We start from the raw sequence: 20,999 nt of genomic DNA on the forward strand, positions 1-20,999 counted from the left end.
CACCAAATTAACAAAGGATAGTTTTAATTTTCATATTGGGTATTAACCTGAGTTTCGTAGACCTGTTGCTACACCGTTGATAGTGATATGGATTAGACTTTCTTGTTCCTTACTGAGTTCCCCACGACGAAGGCGACGAATCAGTTCAATCTGGATATAGTTAAGAATATTGAAGTAAGGCATACGATAATCAAGACTTGCTTTCAAGAAGGGCAGATCTGCCAAGAGTTCTTCATTTTGTTCAATTGCTAAAATAACCTCTTTTGTCAGTTGCCACTCATCTAAAATGATATAAAAGATATTTCGTACATCTTCACTTTCGCACATTTTAGCGTATTCAAGGGCAATATTCATATTTGACTTGGACAAGACCATATCCACATTTGATAGTAAGGAACGGAAAAACGGCCATGACTCATACATTTTCTGTAGCTTAGCTAAGTTATCCGATCCCTTATCGATAAAGCGTTTAAAGCTGGAGCCGACACCATACCATCCCGGCAACATGACACGGTTTTGCGACCAAGAAAAGACCCAAGGAATAGCGCGCAGTCCACCAATTTCCGTAATGGTTTTGCGTGCTGCTGGTCGTGAACCAATATTGAGACTGGACACTTCTCGGATTGGGCTTGCCGCAAAGAAATAGTCATAGAAGTGTGGATTATTAAAAACAAGTTCACGATAGATCTGGTAACTATCTAATACAATTTCATCCATAGTTTCTCGGTAACCATCAATTTCATTTGAATCCGTAATCATTTGAGTCACCATGCGATCAAGTGTCGCAGATACTAGCATTTCCAAATTGTAGTAAGCTGCATCTTTATTTCCATACTTATTTCCAATAACTTCACCTTGTTCTGTCAAACGAAGGCGGTCTTTAATAGAACCGAATGGTTGAGAGGTGATTGCATCATAAGAAGGACCACCGCCGCGACCAACTGTGCCGCCACGACCATGGAAAAAGGTAATATTAACACCGTATTCTTGACCAATCTTTGTCAATTCATTTTGTGCTTTGTAGAGGGTCCAACCCGATGATAGATAACCACCATCCTTGTTGGAATCCGAATAACCTAGCATGATTTCCTGATAATGTTTATTGCCTGCAATCCAGCGTTTGGCCAGATCAAGTTGCAGATATTGATGCATGGTGTCCGGCGCATTGTCCAAGTCCTCAATGGTTTCAAATAGTGGAACAATCTGCACACGAGCCTTATCCGTATCCACCAGTCCTACCTCCTTGAGCAAGACTGCTAATTCCAACAAATCAGACACACTCTCTGAGTGGGAAATGATGTGCTGCTTGATGATTTCCTCACCAAGTTTGTCTTTTAACTCACGAGCTGTAGTAAAGATGGCCAATTCTTTTTCCAGTTGCTCCGACTTGGGCACATGGGTTGCAGAAAGAATACGGGGATCTGTCTCCAACTGCTTCAAAAGGACATGACACTTGGCTTCCTCTGACAAACTTGAATAGTCTTCAACAATGCGAGCTGAAGCTAGTAGCTCCGCAACGCTTGCTTCGTGGATGGAAGAATCCTGACGCATATCAATGCTAGCTAGATAGAAACCAAATGCTTCAACAGCTTCCAGTAACTCCGTAAAATCACCTTTTAAAAGAGCTGCTGTTTTGTTTTCGATCAAAGACTGTTTGATAGCGAACAGGTCTGCCTTGAACTCTGCAACGTTAGCATAACGAACCTCGGAAGGTTTGCTATGAATTAAATAATCTCTTGTATTGGCTAACTTCATCTGAATATAATGAAAAGCCCGGCGATAGGGTTCATTCTCGCGATAAACCGAACTATCTTCTGACAAATCTGCGAGCATCTTGACAGCCGCTGATACATTGACAATAGAGGTCGAAAGCGAAAAATTGCGATAGAGCTTATAAAGTTGCTCATCATAGTAGTTCATGATGACTTCACACTGAGTCAGAGCTGATAGTTTCAGCGTTTCCGCAGTTACAAATGGATTCCCATCACGATCTCCACCAATCCACATTCCCATGGTAATAGGACGGGGATTATTCAAAACGATTCCCTTCTCTGCAGCCAAACGCTTGTACTCACGTTGCAACTTAGTTACCGCTTTGATAAAGGAAGAATTATAATAATCCATGACATTAGTAATCTCGTTGGTAACCTTGAGTTTCTTCTCACGGATCATATCGGTCTGCATGATAATTTCGATATAGCAACGTAGCTCGTCTTCCCACTTACTCTTATTTAGCAGCCCTTTTTTCACATCACGGTAGCGACGAAGCAACTCGTGGATATGCTTGGTTAAATCTAACATAGACTGGCGTTGAACTTGAGTAGGATGAGCAGTCAGGACGGGCACTACATTCAATTTTTCAAGGATCTCAGCTGCATTTTCCTTTTGTGAAACCAGATCGATAGTCGTTGAGATTTTCCCAAGATAATCTTGTTCAATATTATTTTGATGGTTAATCTCATAGGCCAAATCTACATCTTCTGAAATGTTAATCAAAAGAGGCAATACAGCAAAATAGCGAGAAATCACTGCAAGTTCTTCATTATTTAATTGACCGATAATCTCGATTAAAGCTCGATAATCATCCCGATGAGACAGTTGAGACAATTCGAGAATCTTGGTGAAAGTCTCTGCTGGCATCATCTGTGCTGCGACCTCTTCTAAAATAGATGTCAGAATCGTCACTTCTTCCTGGATGATTTCTTTATTGTTGCAATTTTCTAGTTTGGGAATTATCATCTTCTACCTCTTTTCTATACTAATGTACGCTCAATCTCTTCCTCGATTAGTCGACGTTTCTCATTGGCATCAATATTAAGAACAAAGCCAATTCCGATAGAGATAATCAGGAGACTGGATCCTCCCTGTGAAAGGAAGGGAAAGGTTACCCCTGTTGCAGGGATAATCCCCGAAATCCCACCAATGTTGACGAAGGTCTGAATGAGTAACATTCCTGCGATACCAAGCGCCATCATGGAATTAAAAGGACTACGAGAACGGATACCAACGATGATAATCCGAATAATTAAAAAGAACAATACGGCCAAAATCAAGCTCGCTCCTATAAAGCCAAGTTCTTCAATCGTAATGGAAAAGGCAAAGTCGGTATGGGCTTCTGGCAAGTGCCCTTTTTTCTCAATCGAATTTCCTAAGCCACGCCCCAACCAGCCACCATTGCTCATTGCATAGTAAGAGTGAGTCAGTTGTAGACCGGAACCTGTCGCATTGCCAAATGGATCAAAATAAGCAGCAAATCGGCGGGCAATATAGCCAAAAAGAGGAATTTTTTCGACCGTTTCAACTCCGAAAATACGAATCGTTCCTAATATAACCGTTGAAGCAGCGACTATCCCTAAAATCGCTGTCGAAAACCAGCGATAGGCAATACCGCTTACGCTAATCATCACAATGATAATCAGAATAATAATCGTGGCATTTCCCAAGTCTGGCAAGGTGGCCACTAAGCCAAGTAAGATGAGATTGATAATCCGCCAATCAGTAAATTCTTTCGGAATCCAACTACCTCTAATCAAAGAGAGGTAATCGTAGGTCCGAATATCAGCCTGCTGCTTAGCAAATTCGTGAGCCAAGTACCAAATAACAATTAACTTCAGATATTCTGCAGGCTGTAAGGTTCCAGCGATTGGAAGAGGAATCCAGCCATGAGCACCATTGACAGTGGGAAACAGGCGAGATATTACCAATAAGAAGATCTCTGCTAAAATGACCGAATAAATGACTGCCTTCTTTCGTAGAAAACTCAACTTCATACGATAAATCGTGTAGATTGCTATCAGACTAACCACCCAGAAGCCCGCCTGGTTAATAACCGTTCTAAATGGATCCTTACCATTGATAATTTGCGTGGCACTGGTAGTAGAGTAAACCATTACTAGACCTATAACAGATAATATGAGATAGGGAATGAGTATCGAGTAATTCAACAAATGACGCTTGTCAATCTTCATTTCTAATCCAACCTTCTTCGAGTATACTGTCTATTATAGCATACTTTGCATAAAAACACTTCCCACTTTTCCAATAAGTGGTTCAAACTGTCAAACCTAATTTTTGTTTTGAAAAAGCTAAATTCTTTCCTGCTTTTATCGTGCATCCAATGACGTTTTCCTCATTTTATCTGCTCTATTTAATTCCGCTTTCCATCTAAATCATATTTTTTTGATTTTTTTGTTGTTTTAGGGTAAAATTGATGGGATGAGAAAGAAAATAAATCCGATCGTTGTCGTTGGTTTCTTCCTTTCCTTTTTTGTCCTTATTTTCGTAACCGGATTAACTGGAAATACCGTAGATAAAACGAATACAACCAATGAGACCACAACCACACAATCAAGTACTAGTACGAGTCCTAAAAAGATTAGCCCTAGCTCTAGTTACCATATCACCAATGCTCTTGAAATGAAACCGATTATTGATGTTTCAGCATGGCAGAGACCTTCAGAAATTGATTATGATGTTCTTAGTCGAAATATCTCCGGTGCCATCGTCCGTATCCAAAGCGGATCACACACTAAAAAAGAAAATACAGCTACGGACAAGAATGGTTTAGATAAGTCATTTGATACCCACATCAAAGAATTTCAGGCAAGAAATATCCCTGTAGCTGTCTATGCCTATGTTACGGGAAACAGTATTGAAAATATGAGGGAAGAGGCTCGCAGTTTTTACAAAGCAGCAAACCAATATAAACCGACTTTCTACTGGCTGGATGTCGAAGAACATACCATGAATGATATGAATGCCGGAGTAGAAGCTTTTCGTAAGGAGCTCAAAGACTTAGGAGCAAAAAATATCGGAATTTACGTTGGAACCTATTTTATGGAAGATCACAGTATCAACGTTGAAAAATTTGATGCAGTATGGATTCCTACCTATGGCGATGACTCCGGTTATTACAATGCGGCTCCCAATACTGATTTAGATTATGACCTTCATCAATATACCTCACGTGGTCGTGTCAATGGTTTTGATAAGCATCTTGACCTGAACATTGTTACCACCTTGAAGGATCCCAATCAGATTTATAAAAAATTATTTACAATACCGGAATAAAATGTTACAATTTCACTAATTATATACACAAAGGAGTGCTTCGGCTGAGATCGCTTGCTAGCGAAATCCTCGAACCTGATCTAGTTAAAACTAGCGTAGGAATTGTGTGCTTACAGGATAATACCATACTCTGATCATAAGCGCTCCCTTGCCAACAGTTTATAAAGGAGTGCTTTTACTATGTCCCAATCAAAATTACGTCTTTTGGCTGAAATAGCTATCTTTTCTGCTATCGCTCTTGTCTTTGACAAATTCCCCCTCTTCACCATGCCACAAGGTGGCTCTGTCTCTCTAGTCATGCTTCCCATTCTCCTTCTCTCTCTGCGCCATGGTCTATCGGTTGGGATTCTTTCTGGAGGAATCGTTGGAACCATTCAGCTATTTTACGGTGGTTACTTTTTAAATCTCTTTCAAGTTTTTCTCGATTATGCCTTATCCTATGCAGGAATTGGATTAGCAGGTCTTTTGACACACACTTTGAAAAAGCAAAAAACGTTGCCCCATGCTAGCCTTGTTATCACACTTGCTAGTGTACTAGGAGGAAGCATTCGCTTTTTAGCTAATTTCCTAGCAGGAATAATCTTTTATGCTGACTATGCCCCGGCAGGTCTTCCTGTCTGGCTCTATTCTTTCCAGTACAATATCAGCTATATTCTCCCTTCAGCAGCCATTGCTTGCATTCTGCTGATCCTGCTTTATAAGGCTAGACCAAATTTTTATAGCCTTTCGTAAATTTTTTAGACGACTTACCTGCTAGATTCCTTCTAACAGGCTTTCTTTTTTCAGCTATTTATCTTACTTTATGCTATAATGTAAGAATTATCGTCATTTGATCTACCTTTTAACTTGCCTTGCTTGATTGAAGTTGAGAAAGGGGTTAATGGCCCATGACAAACACACGAACCGGCTCCATTTCCCCCTTTCAATAGTGTTACTGTGATCATGAAAGGTATAAAAAGTCAACAAATGACTGTACAAATATATTTTGGAGGAAACTATGGCTTCTTGGATTTCAAGAATAATGAAAGGTATGATTATCGCCCTTGGATTTATACTGCCCGGTGTTTCTGGAGGTGTATTAGCAGCTATCCTAGGAATTTATGAACGTCTTATCAGCTTTCTAGCAAACATTCGCAAGAATTTTAAAGAGAACTTTCTCTATTTTGTTCCTGTTGGAATTGGTGGGGTCTTAGGAATTGCTCTCTTCTCCTTTCCAGTGGAGTTTCTCTTGCAACACTTCCAAGTACCAACCCTATGGGCGTTCGCAGGAGCTATTGTAGGAACGATTCCTAGCTTACTGAAGGAATCTATCACAAAGAGTAAACGCGATACTATTGACTGGATGTGGCTCATTGGAACCTTTATCGTATCTGGCCTTTTGCTCTATAACTTAAGTGATTTGGTGGGAACTCTCCCTGCCAACTTTGCAAGTTTTGTTTTAGCCGGTGCCTTGATTGCCTTAGGTGTGCTGGTTCCAGGACTCAGCCCATCAAATCTTCTCTTGATTTTAGGAATTTACACCCCCATGCTCAGTGGCTTCAAATCTCTTGATTTAATCGGCACCTTCCTACCGATTGCTATCGGTGGAGGACTTGCAATGATTGCTTTTTCAAAAGCAATGGACTATGCTCTCAAAGTTTATCATTCACGAGTCTATCATTTTATCATCGGTATCGTTTCTTCCTCTACCCTCTTGATTTTAATTCCACAAGTGGGCAACAAAGAATCAATTTCCTATGCCGGAACTGACTTTGGCATCTGGATGATCTCCCTTGTCCTCTTTGTCTTGGGAGCATGGTTGGGATATTGGATGAGCAAATTAGAGGAAAAATACAAGTAATGGCAAAGAAGGTTACTATCAAAAAAACCTTAGTTAACCAAATTTTAGACAAGGCTAAGATCAAACATGATAGCCTTGTTTTAAATGCCCTTGAAGGCCAACTACCACAAGGAATAGAAGAAAAGGATATTTATAAAACATTAGCTCTTATTGGTGATAAAACAGGACCAATTATTGGCATTGTTCCTATTACCGAACGCTTGTCTGAGAAGAAATTAGCTAAGATTTCCGGAAATAAAAAGGTCAACATGATCCCTCAAAAGAATTTGGAAAAAATAACGGGTTATGTCCATGGAGCTAACAACCCCGTAGGTATCCGCCAAAAACATAATTTTCCTATCTTTATCGACCTATCCGCTTTAGAATCAAAGCAGATAATCGTATCAGCTGGAGAAATTGGTCGTTCTATCCGAATAGATAGTCAGGTCTTGGCTGACTTTGTAAATGCAAGTTTTGCCAATATCATTGAAAGAGAATAACTTTGAAATGGATTATAACGCTCAATTGAAGTCGAGTTCGTGATAATTCTCGCAGTTCACCATTTAATTATTTTTTCTTAACAGGACTGCTACTATCACTTAAAACCGTTAATACTGCAAAGATCTTAGATGATGCCATGACAAAAACAGTAGGTTAGTAGAACTATCTGCTGTTTTTTCCTATTCTATTCGGTATTTATGCTGATTTTTTACGGGTTCTATGATAAAATAAAAAGAACAGACTTTGGAGGAATGAATTTTTTATGTCAACTGCACATTTTGAAGAATTAAATGACCAACAGATTGTCCGCCGCGAAAAAATGACGGCCCTTGCTGAACAAGGAATTGATCCATTCGGTAAACGTTTTGAACGGACCACAAATTCTGCTGAGTTAAAAACACAATACGAAGAAAAAACAAAAGAAGAATTGGAAGAGCTAGCTAAAACTGCTATCATTGCTGGTCGTATGATGACTAAACGTGGTAAGGGGAAGGCTGGTTTTGCCCATATTCAAGATCGTGAGGGACAAATTCAAATTTACGTCCGTCAGGATGATGTTGGTGAAAAAAACTATGAAATCTTCAAAAAGGCTGATCTAGGAGACTTTATCGGCATTGAAGGTGACGTAATGAAGACAAACATGGGAGAATTGACAATCCACGTCCATAAATTAACTCACCTCTCTAAAGCACTCCGCCCATTGCCAGAAAAATTCCACGGTTTGACAGATATTGAGACACGCTACCGTAAGCGTTACTTGGATCTGATTACCAACCGTGAGAGCTTTAACCGCTTTGTAACCCGCTCCAAAATTATCTCAGAAATTCGCCGTTACCTTGATGGTCTTGGTTTCTTGGAAGTTGAGACACCTGTCCTTCACAATGAAGCTGGCGGTGCTGCTGCTCGTCCATTTATCACCCACCACAATGCTCAAAACATCGATATGGTGCTCCGGATTGCAACCGAGCTCCACCTCAAACGGTTGATTGTCGGTGGTATGGAGCGTGTCTATGAGATCGGTCGCATCTTCCGCAACGAAGGAATGGATGCAACTCACAACCCTGAGTTTACATCTATTGAGGTCTACCAAGCTTATGCAGACTATCAAGACATCATGGATTTGACAGAAGGCATTATCCAACACACTGCTAAAGCGGTTATCGGCGATGGTCCTGTGACCTATCAAGGTACAGAAATTGCTATTCACGAGCCATTCAAGCGTATCCACATGGTCGATGCCATTAAGGAGCAAACTGGCGTGGACTTCTGGCAAGAGATGAGTTTTGAAGAAGCAAAAGCCCTCGCAGCTGAACATCATGTTCCTGTGGAAAAACACCATACAGAAGTTGGTCAGATTATCAATAGCTTCTTTGAAGAATACGTGGAAGCTACCCTTATCCAGCCAACCTTTGTCTACGGACATCCCGTAGCGGTATCACCACTTGCTAAGAAAAATGATGACGACCCCCGCTTCACAGACCGCTTTGAGCTCTTCATCATGACCAAAGAATACGGAAACGCCTTTACCGAATTAAACGATCCAATTGATCAGTTAGAACGCTTTGAAGCACAAGCTAAAGCTAAAGAACTCGGAGATGACGAGGCAACTGGTGTCGACTACGACTACATTGAGGCACTTGAATACGGTATGCCACCAACAGGTGGACTGGGAATCGGTATTGACCGTCTCTGCATGCTCCTAACCGATACAACAACCATCCGAGATGTACTCTTGTTCCCTACGATGAAATAACAATCACCTCCTCAGAAGATTTTCTGGGGTGGTTTTTTTACGCTTTCAAGGAACTTACTCTTCATCCCTCTGCCCTTCGGTTTCATCCGCGATGTCTTGCACCCGCTACTACATCCTACAATCTAGCTTGAGATGAAACCGTTCATTTGCTTGAAAATATCTAAAAATGAGCTATCACCGATTGAAAAGAAATGTTTCCACTCTCCAGTAACACATAAAAATAAAAGATTTATCGTGACTCACTGTCACCCCTAAAACACTAAGACCGACATACTTGCGGCTTGCCAGAAAAGAATATGCATCAAAGGAGCTACAAGACAATCTATCCCTAACATACTATGGCTTTTTCTGCCTGAAAAATACCCTCCCTAAATATACTCTGTATAGATTGTTAAAACAGTCTATTTCACGAATGTTCCGTTTTAGCTGAATTTTCTGATTTTTTTGTTGACAACACCAATTATTCGGGTTATGATAAACACATTAAAAATTAGGAGGTGGTCGTATGAAAAAAATCTTTTACTTTAATAACTATTTATACCGTGGTCGCACCATCTTCAACTATTTGTACGTACTGAGAGTAGAATTGAATTTCGTTTAAAACATCAGGCAACTCGTGATGGAGGAACTGGACCTTCCTATATTGATCTGAGTCTTTTTACGAATAAATATGGAAAAACTCCTTTTCAAACAAATACTGGTCCATTCAGTAGTCCAAGAAAGGATTCTTCGCAAAAAGATTACGCAGTGAATACTTATCACGGAACACATGGCGGAAGTCACTGGAAGTTGTACAATAAAAAAAGGGAACCCTGTCGGTACATATGATAAAACAGGAGTATACATGCGACCATAGTAGACTTTTCAATGAGGATTATTTATGAAAAAATACCAATTACGAGATTTTGAAATCCTTATCTCAGACACTCTCTACTCAATCTATGACGGTCATGAGGAGATTGTCGTTATCTTCCCCGACCACTCCTCTGTCTGCTGCAATGTGAAAATCTCTGAAAAGGGGACTCTATTAGTCGATACATTTTGGGGAGTTGACCACATCGTATCAGGTACGACCGTTCACATTTACTATAAGGATGAGGAGATGGAACAATGAAGCAATATAAATTTAGAAATTATACAATCCATACTCACCCTGATTTGATTGTTGTCATCGGAAATGATGAGACTGACTTAATTCTCTATACCAACCGAACCGATTACGCATTATTGGCCTGGTTATCTTGGCAAGAAGAGAACGAGAGTGTGCACATTGTCAACCGATGGAAATTAACCTTTGAACATGATACCAATCATAATATCTACATCCACTACAATCCAGACTATCATTACTAAATAAAAAACGAGCTCGACTACCATGGTCGTGCTCATTTTCTTTCCTCTATTCCAATTCTGATTAGAGCGCCTCATCGAAAAACCAGAAAATCAAGCTTTTAATGCCTTCTCTTCTTTCGCTGCAAAGTAATCTCGGACAATTGGCGCGACTTCTGTTCCGTAGAGTTCAATAGCACGAAGTACTTCTTCATGTGGCATTGAGCCAATTGGCAAATGGAGGAAGAAACGATCCAAATCAAGTATCTCAATAGTCTTAATGATTTTGGCTGCAACATGCTTTGGATCTCCAACGATAGTCGCTCCCTCATCTGTTAACGAATAAAGGTATTGTGCCTTGGTCATCTCACTCCAGTGGGGACGATCCTTAGCAATATTATTGGTTACAACCTTAGTTGGATGAAAATACTCTTCTACTGCCTTATCATGGTCATCTGCAATCCAACCCCAGGAATGAGCCGCCACCTTGATCTTTTCAGGAGCATGTCCAGAATTACGAGCAACCTTGCGATAAGCATCAGCCAAGGGTTTAAAGCGTTTGGCACCAGCACCAATAACTGCATACACAATAGGCAGCCCCTTTTGAGCAATCTTAATCGTTGACTCCACATTGCCACCTGTTGCTATCCAAATCGGAAAATCTTCCTGCACAGGACGAGGATAGACGGGCTTGTTATCAACAGACTGGGTAAAATGCCCATCCCACTTAAGATTGGTTTTCTTGTCAATCTCAAGCAACATATCCAGCTTTTCATCAAAGAGTTCTTCATAGTCATGGAGATCATAGCCAAACAAGGGAAATGACTCCGTAAAGGAACCACGACCCGCCATAATTTCTGCTCTACCATTTGACAAGGCATCGATAGTAGTATATTGCTGATACAGTCTCACAGGATCCATGGAAGAAAGGATGGAAACTGCTGATGTTAACTTGATGTGGTTGGTATTGACAGCACCGGCTGCCAGTACAATCTCAGGTGCTGAGATCGCAAAATCTTCCCGGTGATGTTCACCAATTCCATAAACATCCAATCCCACTGCATCCGCTACTTCAATTTCCTTGACTAATTGTCGAATTCGTTCTGCATGGCTGTAAGTATCCCCTGTTTTTTCAAGGGGTGTCGTTTCTCCAAATGTTGATATACCTAATTCTACCATGCCCTATTCTCCTTTGAGTAAGTTGTTCTATCTAATTACTCTTTCATCTTATCCCTAATTAGTAATATAGTCAACCCATCTGCTCATCATCTAAAAACATTGACTTAAACATTTTTACATCATCCAGAATAATTCGCTCAGAAAACTAGCTAAAAGGCTAAATAACTGGATGGAATCTTCAGTTTCCTTTCTTAAAACTTATTATAGTTAACGTAGCAGATTTTTGATTGGGAGATAAAAAAACGATACAATGAAGTATATTATCCATAATTGGAGGGAACTGATGAAAGAATTTGATATTATTGCCATTGGTGGGGGAAGCGGCGGCATTGCCACTATCAACCGTGCAGCCATGTATGGTGCTAAAGCCGCCCTTATAGAAGCTAGTCACCTTGGTGGAACCTGTGTCAACCTTGGTTGTGTTCCGAAAAAAATCATGTGGTATGGGTCCCAAGTTGCAGAAACGATTGCACACTACGGACCAGAGTACGGTTTTACCAGTCAAACAGTAGAATTTGATTTTGCAACCTTGCGGAGAAATCGCGAGGCATATATCGAACGCTCCCGTACCTCCTATGCCACTACTTTCAAAAATAACGGAGTTGAGGTCATCCATGGATTTGCCAAATTTGTGGATGCCCATACCATAGAAGTAAATGGTGAATTGATCCGTGCGAAACATATTGTTGTTGCTACAGGAGCACAACCAAACATCCCTGATATTCCAGGAAGCGAATTAGGGATCGTATCTGATGATGTCTTTACTTGGGAAGAGTTACCTTCATCTATAGCAATTATCGGTGCAGGATATATTGCTGTAGAGATGGCTGGTCTTCTTCATGGTCTCGGTGTTCAAACTGACCTCTTTGTCCGTGGCAATCGCCCTCTCCGAAATTTTGATACCTATATCGTTGAAGCTTTGATGGAAGAAATGGAACGAACAAACCTGCCACTCCACACCGGAAAAACACCTGTTAGTCTCGAAAAAATAGATGGCGATCTTATCCAAATTACCTTCGCAGATGGTAGCACTCATACTGCTCAACATGTCCTCTGGGCAGTCGGGCGTAAACCAAATGTTGGCAAGCTCAATCTTGAAGCCGCCGGTATTAGCCTAGCTCCATCCGGTCATATTGCTGTTAACGAATACCAAGAAACGATTGTATCTGGTATTTACGCCCTCGGGGATGTAACAGGGGAAAAGGAGTTAACCCCAGTAGCCATCAAGGCTGGTCGCCTCTTGGCTGAACGGCTATTTCATCACAAGCCGACTGCTAAAATGGATTACACAACCATCCCTACCGTTGTCTTCTCTCACCCAGCTATTGGTACCGTAGGTCTAACAGAAGACGAAGCAATAAAACAGTACGGTAAAAGTCAAGTAAAAGTTTATACTTCTGCTTTCACTTCCATGTACACTGCTTTGGAAAACCATCGCCAGATGGCTAAGTTCAAATTAATAACTGTAGGTGAAAAAGAACAAGTCGTAGGGCTACACGGTATCGGTCATGGGGTCGACGAAATGATTCAAGGCTTTGCTGTTGCCATTAAGATGGGGGCCACAAAAGAAGACTTTGATGCGACTGTTGCCATCCATCCAACTGGATCGGAAGAATTTGTTACTATGCGCTAAAAGAAGAAGGCCAGATGATATATCTGAGCCTTGTTCTTATATAGCATAAACAAACTATTATCTTTTCAAGATGATGTAGCAATAGACCTGATGTATAGAAAAAACTGTAAAATTGTGACAGCCGATAATCTCCCATTGACTTTCTTCTCTATCCTCACTATAATTTTGTTAACCAATAAAATTATAAAGGATAACAAAATGACAAAAATATCTACTAAATCTCTCGTTTACATCGCTATCGGAACTGCCTTGATTGCTACTTTTTCTCAGATTAGCCTATCTATTGGACCGATTCCCTTTACCTTACAAACTTTAGCGATTGGATTTATTGCCTGTCTTTACAAGCCCAAAGAAGCCATTGCTAGTGTCGGACTCTATCTAACATTAGGGGCTATTGGATTACCTATCTTTGCTGGTTTTTCAGGAGGTTTTGCAGCCCTGACGGGACCTACTGCTGGTTTTTTGTGGGGCTTCCTGCTTTATGCTACTATTACCTCCATGATAACAAAGATAACTTCTGATCCTATAAATATTTTTCTAGCTTGTCTATTAGGAACAGCTTCTTGTTTTGCACTAGGGTGCTTGGTCTTCAAAATCATTTCTGGCGCTAGCTGGTCTGATACAATTACATGGACAATTCTACCATTCATTCTTCCCGATTTGCTGAAAATTTCTTTAGTAACGATTTGTCATCGTTTGTCTCGACCTATTATCAAAAAAGAAGCCTACTTCTCCTAGGCTTCTATTTTTTGATTTCACTTCTGTCCTCTACTAAAGCAAGCAAATTTCAGAATGGAAAGCATATTATTTGTTAGCAAACGCATCCAAGAGAACCTGAAACTCTTCATTGCTGAGTGTGATTCCCTTACCCATCTTGGTGTGATCTGGACTCCAAGTGCGAATATCATACTTAGCTGGTGCACCATTGAAAGATACACGATTAAGCTCCTTGGTCCATCCCTTATCATTTTCAGATAGAACCAACAATTTTTCTTCAATTTCAAATGTAAATTCCGCCATTTGTTTTCCTCCTTCACTTATCTATTCGAAAAAGACTTGTCATTTCGATAAAAATTGGATAATATGATTATATCAAGTTTGAAAGGATTATGCCATGAAGAGGTTTTTGGAAGTCATTCTAGAACAGATACATATCTTTTTAGGAAATGACAAAGCTCCTAAACCTATTGAGTCAGATAGTAGGGAAGAGATAAAAAACAATCTGGAGTTGGCTCTCTACAAGAAAGCTGCCATCCATGTCATCTACAGTAATCGTAGTTTTACAGGTGACATTGTGAAGTACGATACAGATCAGCAACGGATCATTATGAAAAATTTCAAGCGTCGTGTTACCAGTATCATCAACATCGAAGACATCAAAAAGATTACTCTCGTCCCGGAAAGTGTGAAAACTTCCCAAAAACAAACAAAAGGCTGAGCATTCAGCCTTTTTATTGTAGTGTTTTCATTCAAACAAGTTTATATGTCAAACATAGACGAAAAAACTAAGTCATCTCTTCTAAGATTCATCAAAGTTAGTTAACTAACTATCGTTTCAATGCTCACAGAATATCCGTAGAGTGCTTATTACGCTCTAATAGTCAAAGACTGTCCATCTTCTTGATAGAGGTTAATCAGACCTGACTTGCAAGCGCGAACCATATCACCTGGATAGATTTCACGGTCTAACTTGATCGTCAAAAGTTCCATCGGCTTATTCGCTCGATCAATTTTGTCACCTGTTGAATCATGCAAATCCTGAATAGTTGTCTCAAAGTGACGGAAACCTGGACCATAAAACTCAACTTGATCCCCTTCGTTGATTACATTTCGTTGACGGATAGTTGCTGTCATGGTTTCCTTATCAAAAGCTACCACTTCTGCGATAAACTTATATTCAGGAATCTTACGACGAGCACCAAAAAGTTGCTCGTTTTCACTCGGTGGGCTGTAGTAAAAACCAGTTGCCAATTCACGCTGAGCCACTTTCCACATTTCATCAATCAAGTCTTGCTTGATTGCCTCAAACTTCGCAGGACTTTCTAGATAAGCATCAACTGCTGCCTTGTAACAATTGGTTACGGTTGAAACATAGTGGACAGACTTCATACGCCCTTCGATTTTCAGACTATCCACTCCATTTTCAATCATATCTGGAATATGATCAATCATGCACATATCCACCGCAGACATGGAGAACTCCTCTGGTATTTCTCCCTTGATGGAACGACGTTCTTCACCAAAAGGTAGGTCATAGAGATTGTACTTCCAACGACAGGATTGAGAACAACCACCACGATTGGCATCACGCTTACTCATATGGTTGGAAAGTACGCAACGTCCTGAATAAGAAATACACATAGCACCGTGAACAAAAGCTTCAATTTCAACATCTGTTCGTTTGCGGATTTCAGCGACTTCTTTCATCGTTACTTCACGAGCTAGCACAACACGAGTCAAGCCAAGCTCTTTCCAAAATTCAAAGGTTTCATAGTTGGTAGATGAGGCTTGTGTGGACAAGTGGATTTCGAGTCCCGGAGCCTCTGTAGCACAGATGACAATCAGTGCAGGATCTGATACAATCACAGCATCTAGACCCATATCTCGTAATTCTCGAAACCAAGCTCCAGCCCCTTCTTCATTGCCTTCATGAGTCACCATATTAGCAGCCACATAGACCTTTGCACCACGAGCATGGGCATATTCAATCCCCTCCCGCATCTCATCCATACTAAAATTTCCGGCTCGACTACGCAAACCATAGGCCTGCCCCCCAACGAAGACAGCATCAGCACCATAATCAATGGCTACCTTCAATTTTTCCAAAGTCCCAGCAGGTGATAAAACCTCCGGACGTTTTAATGTTTTTGACATGAGTAAGAATCTCCTCTATTTACAAGATAGATGTGATAATATTTCAACGCTTTTCGAGATTTGCACACTTGAAAAACTAGGTAACACTCATAGATATTGTCGTCCCCCTGTTTCTCAAAGAAAACAACAATTTTGTACCGCTAGTAATAAAATAAATTTTTAGATAAATAGCAGGCTAAGCTATTTCACTTTGTTTCTATCAAATTCATAAAAACCTGTATCTAGACCACGCTCAACTGGGTGGAGTCTACGAACTTTTTCATCTAAAAGAAAGGCTTGATCGTAAGTAAACTCACCTTTTTCTAACAAGTCCCGTGCTTGGACAAAAAGTTTAGCAATCTCAACAAAATTCTGTCCAGGACAGTAAATACCATCCAATTTCCAATGGTGGTAACCATGTTCATAGAGTTCTGAGAGTTTTGTCATCATATCAATATCGTTGTTAATGAAGATATGAGTGCCATGCTTGTCCTCAAAAATTGAATAGTGGCTATCTGGATCGCTTGGTTCTGCTAAAAATAAACCACGCTCGCGAGACAAATCTGTCTCATCTGCCTTTGTAAAATTATAATAATTTTGCAACAAAGTTCGTTTGGAATGATGAATGACAGAGGCACCATAAACCAAGATTTCAGCTGGAATTTCCAGATTTTTAGCAATATCAAAAAGTTCTTCCGATGGAATTTCCCTTGCTAAAACTGCTTCAACAGCTCCATGATCTTTCCAAAAGTTAATTTGGCGACTAGAGGTTACAAATACAGAAGTATCGTAAATCAGCTTAAAATTGTAACCGTCTCGTTTATTGACATAGAAAATGCCCGTATCACCAACAACTAAATAGTCAACTTTAATCTCACGCATCCATTCCATAAATGGTTTGATATGATCCATCATATCCTGATGCATAAGAGCATTAGCTGCAACAGTCAGTTCCTTGCCTTCACTATGAACGAGCTCTGCTATTTCCCTAAGCTCATCATAAGTAAAATTTGTCGGAATACGGAGTGCATGGTCTGCTTCCCCCACATAAATACGGTCAACACCTGCTGCTAACAACTCCTTTACTTGTTCAATACTTTCAGCGGTTGCTGTAATGATAATTTTTCCCATAAAAGTAATTATATCAAAAAGAAAAATATCTGATAAGGGACGACTTGTATTTTAATGTTCAGACTTTTCTAATCTATCCCCTTGTAATCTTATTGTAACAAAAATGTCACAAAACTTCATCAATGTTATGGTATCCTTTAGAGAGCAGAGAAGGAGACGATATGGCATTAAGACATCATCAGTCCCATGAATACCAGTACGAAGAGTATATCCCGAAAGAGAAACAAACTAATTTTCAGACCTATCAAGCAAGAAGCACTAACAAAGAGCGTATAAAAGAGCTATTGTTTTTTGTTAATATTGTTTTTTTTAGCCTGATAACGGTCATTGCTAGTTATGTTTATTTATCAATAGGCATACCTGTTTTTGTCGCTCTCATATTAGCAAGTACAACGGGCTTTCTTGGACTACGTTTGGTTCAAATTGGACTTAAAAAGAAATCATCTAGGCTTACTCAAGTGCGTAAAAGGAAATAAAATAATAAAGGCAGAGAATCATGGTCCTCTGCTCTTTTTATTTGTCGCAGGGCTGTTTCATCCTCCATCACTTTCCCTCAATCCCCTGTTCAGCCTACGCAGTTGGCGTTTATCTCCTCGGTTATTCCAATGACAGCACAAGAGTATCAATACCAATAAAGTACCCTAATCTGTATATATTGCAGGAATTACAAAAACAAAAAGCACCCGTAGGTGCTCCGAATCATCTTTCTGCTTGCCTGAGATTAGAGGGATTACCCATTGAAGGCATCTGTCAACTGAGGAACAACTTGTTTCTTACGCGAAACAGCACCTGCTAGGAAAGCATGATTATTTTCCAATTTGAAATTAAAGGCTGCCTCAACCTTATCCATATTACTACCAAGCGCAAGAATCTCAGAGTTTGAGTTAACAATATCTGTAATCATCAACACAAAGTCTGAGTAGCCATTTGCTGCTGAGGCTGCGGTCATTGCAGATTCGATTTCGGTCTGACGCTCCAATACCTCTGCAATATCCACAGTATTGACCTGAGCAACACGGACATCATTTCCGTTCAATCCAAAAGTCTTTGCATCAATATCAATCAATTCTTCAGCTGACTTGCTAGCAAGATTTGTACCTGCTTTCAATAATGCCAAACCGTATTCCTCTAGATTTACTCCTGCTAATTCTGCTAATTCTGTAGCTACCTGTGGATCAGAAACATGGGTAGTCGGTGATTTTAACAAGAGAGTATCGGAAACCAAACCGGATAAAAGGAGACCTGCCACTTCTTTTGGAGGTATTACACCATTTTCCTTAAAAGCACGGTAAACAATAGATGATGCAGAACCGACCGGCTCCAAACGCATATAGAGGGGATTAGCTGTTTCAAAGTTTGCGACACGGTGATGGTCAATAACAGCTGCCACTTCAACTTCATGGATGTCTGCAATGGACTGCTGAAATTCGTTATGGTCTGTCAAGATAACTTGACTAACACCTTCTGCTTTAGCAGTTTCTACCACGCGCGGCATATCTACACCAAAGTACTCAAGAGCAAAAGTAGTTTCTTCATTTGGTGTACCGAGTGCCACAGCTTCAGCATCGCGTCCAAATACCTCACGCTCCAAATAAGCCCATCCGTATGACGAAGCAATGGCATCTGTATCAGGATTTTGGTGACCAAAAACTAACAATTTAGACATGTCTACAACCTCATTTTTCTAATAATCGTATCCATTTTACCACAAATAAAGGGACTTGTGAACATGAATGGGTCGAGATTTGCCAAACGTTTTCAAAAAGAGTAAGATAGTAGGTAACAATGCAAAGGAGACCTATATGAAATTTTCTGAATACACCTATACTCGTCCAGATTATCCTGTGATTAAAGAAGAATTTACTCGCTTAATAGCTGATTTGGAAGTTGCTACAAGTCCTGAAACTACCAGATCCATCATCTTGGATATTACAAAAATCCTCAATCTAGTAGATACTCAATACAACCTCTGGATGATTCGTCACTCGATTGATATGAATGATGAGTTTTACAACGAAGAGACCAAGTTTTGGAATGACTATTCTCCCCTTTTCGAAGAATTGACAACCAACTACTACCGTGTTATTACCAAAACGCCGTTCAAGACAGAGCTAGCTGACATCTTGCCGGAAACCTTCTTCAAACAGGCTGAAAACAAGCTTAAAACTTTCTCATCGGAAGTTATTCCTTTGTTCCAAAAGGAAAATCAGTTGACAGATGAATACAGCAAACTCATCGCTGGTGCTGCCATCGAATTTCAAGGTAAGACCTACAACCTTTCTCAACTCAGCCCGTTTGGACAATCAACTAATCGCGACATTCGCAAGGCAGCATCTGAGGCTAGCACTGCTTATTTCGTTGAAAAAGAAGCTGATTTCGATCGAGTATATGACGAACTGGTGAAAGTCCGTACCGAAATTGCCCATACTCTTGGCTTCAAAGACTATGTGGAATACGGCTACCTGAAGATGAATCGCTTTGATTACAACCGTGATATGGTTAAGGTTTACCGAGAGGAGATCCTCAAGCATATCGTTCCAATCGTTCAAAACTTGCGTGAACGCCAAGCCAAGCGCTTGCAAGTACCAAGTTTGAAATACTACGATCTTAATCTTGAATTCCTCGATGGCAATGCTGTGCCACAAGGCGATCCCGATTTCATATTGGATCAAGCTCAAAAGATGTATCATGAACTATCGGCAGAAACTGGTGAGTTCTTTGACTTCATGGTTGAGCACGAGCTGCTTGATTTGGTTGCCAAAACAGGAAAAGACAGCGGTGGCTACTGTACCTACATTCCAGATTATAAGAGTCCGTTTATCTTCTCAAACTTCAATGGAACAAGCGGTGACATTGATGTCTTGACCCACGAAGCTGGACATGCCTTTCAAGTGTACCGTTCTCGTTGGATTCAAAGTCCAGAAGTAGTTTGGCCGACCTATGAGACCTGTGAAATCCACTCTATGTCTATGGAGTTTATGACCTGGCCATGGATGGAGCGTTTCTTTAAGGAACAGGTAGATAAGTATAAATTCAGCCACTTGGCTGGTACCCTTCTTTTCTTACCGTACGGTGTTTTGGTGGATCACTTCCAGCATGAAGTGTATGAACACCCAGAAATGACTCCTGCCGAACGCAAAGCAACTTGGGCTCGCTTGCAAGCTCAATATCTGCCAGATCGTGACTACTCTGACTCAGAAGCGCTCAGTCGTGGTATCTTCTGGTATCGTCAAGGCCACATCTTTGCTAGTCCATTCTACTATATTGACTATACGCTTGCACAAGTCTGCGCCCTCCAATTCTGGAAACGAACTCAGGTGGATCATGACGAAAATGCCTGGGAAGACTACATCCGTATCTGCGATTTGGGCGGAACCAAGTCTTTCTTGCAAGTGGTTGCTGCTGCAAACCTCCAATCTCCATTTAAAGAAGGAGCGCTTGAAAGTACAGCTCAAGCTGCCGCAAATTGGTTGGCCGCTGTAAACGACACTGCTTTCTAAATTCTAGTATTGACACATCCCTCAGACTCATGTTTGAGGGATATTTTCTTGTCATATACTCTGTAAAAAATTAAGGAGACATGCCATCAATCCCAAATTATCTCCCAAATAATTTTAATTTTCATTGAAGAGTACAGATGCAATATATGAGGAAGAAATATTTCACTCAATGATTCATACTATACAGATAGCTTAAACGACCAGGATACTGAAAACAATATACGATAATCA

The 20,999-nt window shown here is 40.4% G+C and carries 19 protein-coding genes and 1 riboswitch; of the genes, 12 read left to right on the top strand and 7 right to left on the bottom strand.

Annotated features, from left to right (window positions below; all coding sequences use genetic code 11):
- Positions 1 to 42: 42 nt before the first annotated feature.
- Both ppc and ftsW read right to left on the bottom strand, forming a co-directional pair.
- Positions 43 to 2,739, bottom strand: a complete 2,697-nt coding sequence (ppc, locus tag SR187_RS07220) for a phosphoenolpyruvate carboxylase (protein ID WP_120171997.1) — start codon at positions 2,737 to 2,739, stop codon at positions 43 to 45.
- A gap of 14 nt (positions 2,740 to 2,753) precedes the next feature.
- On the bottom strand, positions 2,754 to 3,968 hold the full coding sequence (gene ftsW / locus SR187_RS07225) for a cell division peptidoglycan polymerase FtsW (protein WP_120171998.1): 1,215 nt from the start codon (positions 3,966 to 3,968) through the stop codon (positions 2,754 to 2,756).
- A 247-nt stretch (positions 3,969 to 4,215) separates the two neighbouring features.
- Between ftsW and SR187_RS07230 the strand changes: the two genes are divergently transcribed.
- From SR187_RS07230 to SR187_RS07260, 7 genes are all read left to right on the top strand, one after another.
- Positions 4,216 to 5,070, top strand: coding sequence for a glycoside hydrolase family 25 protein (locus SR187_RS07230; RefSeq protein ID WP_120171999.1), 855 nt, complete (start codon positions 4,216 to 4,218; stop codon positions 5,068 to 5,070).
- Between the two features lie 21 nt (positions 5,071 to 5,091).
- Positions 5,092 to 5,189: riboswitch (TPP riboswitch) on the top strand.
- A gap of 61 nt (positions 5,190 to 5,250) precedes the next feature.
- On the top strand, positions 5,251 to 5,802 hold the full coding sequence (gene thiT / locus SR187_RS07235) for an energy-coupled thiamine transporter ThiT (protein WP_024531553.1): 552 nt from the start codon (positions 5,251 to 5,253) through the stop codon (positions 5,800 to 5,802).
- 265 nt (positions 5,803 to 6,067) lie between these two features.
- On the top strand, positions 6,068 to 6,910 hold the full coding sequence (locus SR187_RS07240; RefSeq protein WP_120172000.1) for a DUF368 domain-containing protein: 843 nt from the start codon (positions 6,068 to 6,070) through the stop codon (positions 6,908 to 6,910).
- Complete coding sequence (locus tag SR187_RS07245; RefSeq protein ID WP_120172001.1) at positions 6,910 to 7,389, top strand: aminoacyl-tRNA deacylase; 480 nt, start codon at positions 6,910 to 6,912, stop codon at positions 7,387 to 7,389. The genes SR187_RS07240 and SR187_RS07245 overlap by 1 nt, the downstream gene beginning before the upstream one ends.
- A gap of 263 nt (positions 7,390 to 7,652) precedes the next feature.
- Complete coding sequence (lysS, locus tag SR187_RS07250; RefSeq protein ID WP_120172002.1) at positions 7,653 to 9,143, top strand: lysine--tRNA ligase; 1,491 nt, start codon at positions 7,653 to 7,655, stop codon at positions 9,141 to 9,143.
- 880 nt (positions 9,144 to 10,023) lie between these two features.
- Positions 10,024 to 10,257 carry a hypothetical protein gene (locus SR187_RS07255; RefSeq protein ID WP_120172003.1) on the top strand — a complete coding sequence of 78 codons (234 nt, stop codon included), beginning with the start codon at positions 10,024 to 10,026 and terminating at the stop codon, positions 10,255 to 10,257.
- Complete coding sequence (locus SR187_RS07260) at positions 10,254 to 10,496, top strand: hypothetical protein (protein WP_120172004.1); 243 nt, start codon at positions 10,254 to 10,256, stop codon at positions 10,494 to 10,496. Before SR187_RS07255 ends, SR187_RS07260 begins: the two co-directional genes overlap by 4 nt.
- 90 nt (positions 10,497 to 10,586) lie before the next feature.
- On the opposite strand, the gene SR187_RS07265 is transcribed toward SR187_RS07260, so the two are convergent.
- On the bottom strand, positions 10,587 to 11,651 hold the full coding sequence (locus SR187_RS07265) for an LLM class flavin-dependent oxidoreductase (RefSeq protein ID WP_120172005.1): 1,065 nt from the start codon (positions 11,649 to 11,651) through the stop codon (positions 10,587 to 10,589).
- Positions 11,652 to 11,934: 283 nt separating this feature from the next.
- Here SR187_RS07265 and gorA point away from each other — a divergent pair, with 283 nt between their 5' ends.
- The gene (gene gorA / locus SR187_RS07270; protein ID WP_120172006.1) at positions 11,935 to 13,284 is read left to right on the top strand and encodes a glutathione-disulfide reductase; all 1,350 of its coding nucleotides are present in this window, start codon (positions 11,935 to 11,937) and stop codon (positions 13,282 to 13,284) included.
- 198 nt (positions 13,285 to 13,482) lie between these two features.
- Positions 13,483 to 14,022 carry a biotin transporter BioY gene (locus SR187_RS07275; RefSeq protein ID WP_120172007.1) on the top strand — a complete coding sequence of 180 codons (540 nt, stop codon included), beginning with the start codon at positions 13,483 to 13,485 and terminating at the stop codon, positions 14,020 to 14,022.
- A 66-nt stretch (positions 14,023 to 14,088) separates the two neighbouring features.
- On the opposite strand, the gene SR187_RS07280 is transcribed toward SR187_RS07275, so the two are convergent.
- Positions 14,089 to 14,304 carry a YdbC family protein gene (locus SR187_RS07280; protein WP_004194749.1) on the bottom strand — a complete coding sequence of 72 codons (216 nt, stop codon included), beginning with the start codon at positions 14,302 to 14,304 and terminating at the stop codon, positions 14,089 to 14,091.
- 94 nt (positions 14,305 to 14,398) lie between these two features.
- Between SR187_RS07280 and SR187_RS07285 the strand changes: the two genes are divergently transcribed.
- Positions 14,399 to 14,722, top strand: coding sequence for a hypothetical protein (locus tag SR187_RS07285; protein ID WP_024532265.1), 324 nt, complete (start codon positions 14,399 to 14,401; stop codon positions 14,720 to 14,722).
- Positions 14,723 to 14,871: 149 nt separating this feature from the next.
- On the opposite strand, the gene SR187_RS07290 is transcribed toward SR187_RS07285, so the two are convergent.
- Together SR187_RS07290 and SR187_RS07295 are read right to left on the bottom strand one after the other, a co-directional pair.
- Positions 14,872 to 16,158 carry a peptidase U32 family protein gene (locus tag SR187_RS07290; RefSeq protein ID WP_120172008.1) on the bottom strand — a complete coding sequence of 429 codons (1,287 nt, stop codon included), beginning with the start codon at positions 16,156 to 16,158 and terminating at the stop codon, positions 14,872 to 14,874.
- A gap of 180 nt (positions 16,159 to 16,338) precedes the next feature.
- Positions 16,339 to 17,268, bottom strand: coding sequence for a peptidase U32 family protein (locus SR187_RS07295; RefSeq protein WP_120172009.1), 930 nt, complete (start codon positions 17,266 to 17,268; stop codon positions 16,339 to 16,341).
- 161 nt (positions 17,269 to 17,429) lie between these two features.
- On the opposite strand from SR187_RS07295, the gene SR187_RS07300 reads away from it, so the two are divergent.
- Positions 17,430 to 17,744 (top strand): DUF3270 domain-containing protein, encoded by a 315-nt coding sequence (locus tag SR187_RS07300; protein WP_024532262.1) that lies wholly within the window; start codon positions 17,430 to 17,432, stop codon positions 17,742 to 17,744.
- A gap of 254 nt (positions 17,745 to 17,998) precedes the next feature.
- Here SR187_RS07300 and SR187_RS07305 read toward each other — a convergent pair whose 3' ends face one another.
- On the bottom strand, positions 17,999 to 18,934 hold the full coding sequence (locus tag SR187_RS07305) for a manganese-dependent inorganic pyrophosphatase (protein ID WP_120172010.1): 936 nt from the start codon (positions 18,932 to 18,934) through the stop codon (positions 17,999 to 18,001).
- Between the two features lie 136 nt (positions 18,935 to 19,070).
- On the opposite strand from SR187_RS07305, the gene SR187_RS07310 reads away from it, so the two are divergent.
- On the top strand, positions 19,071 to 20,768 hold the full coding sequence (locus SR187_RS07310; protein ID WP_120172011.1) for a M3 family oligoendopeptidase: 1,698 nt from the start codon (positions 19,071 to 19,073) through the stop codon (positions 20,766 to 20,768).
- Positions 20,769 to 20,999 lie beyond the last annotated feature (231 nt).

The organism is Streptococcus ruminantium, from assembly GCF_003609975.1.
Classification (GTDB): Bacteria; Bacillota; Bacilli; order Lactobacillales; family Streptococcaceae; genus Streptococcus; species Streptococcus ruminantium.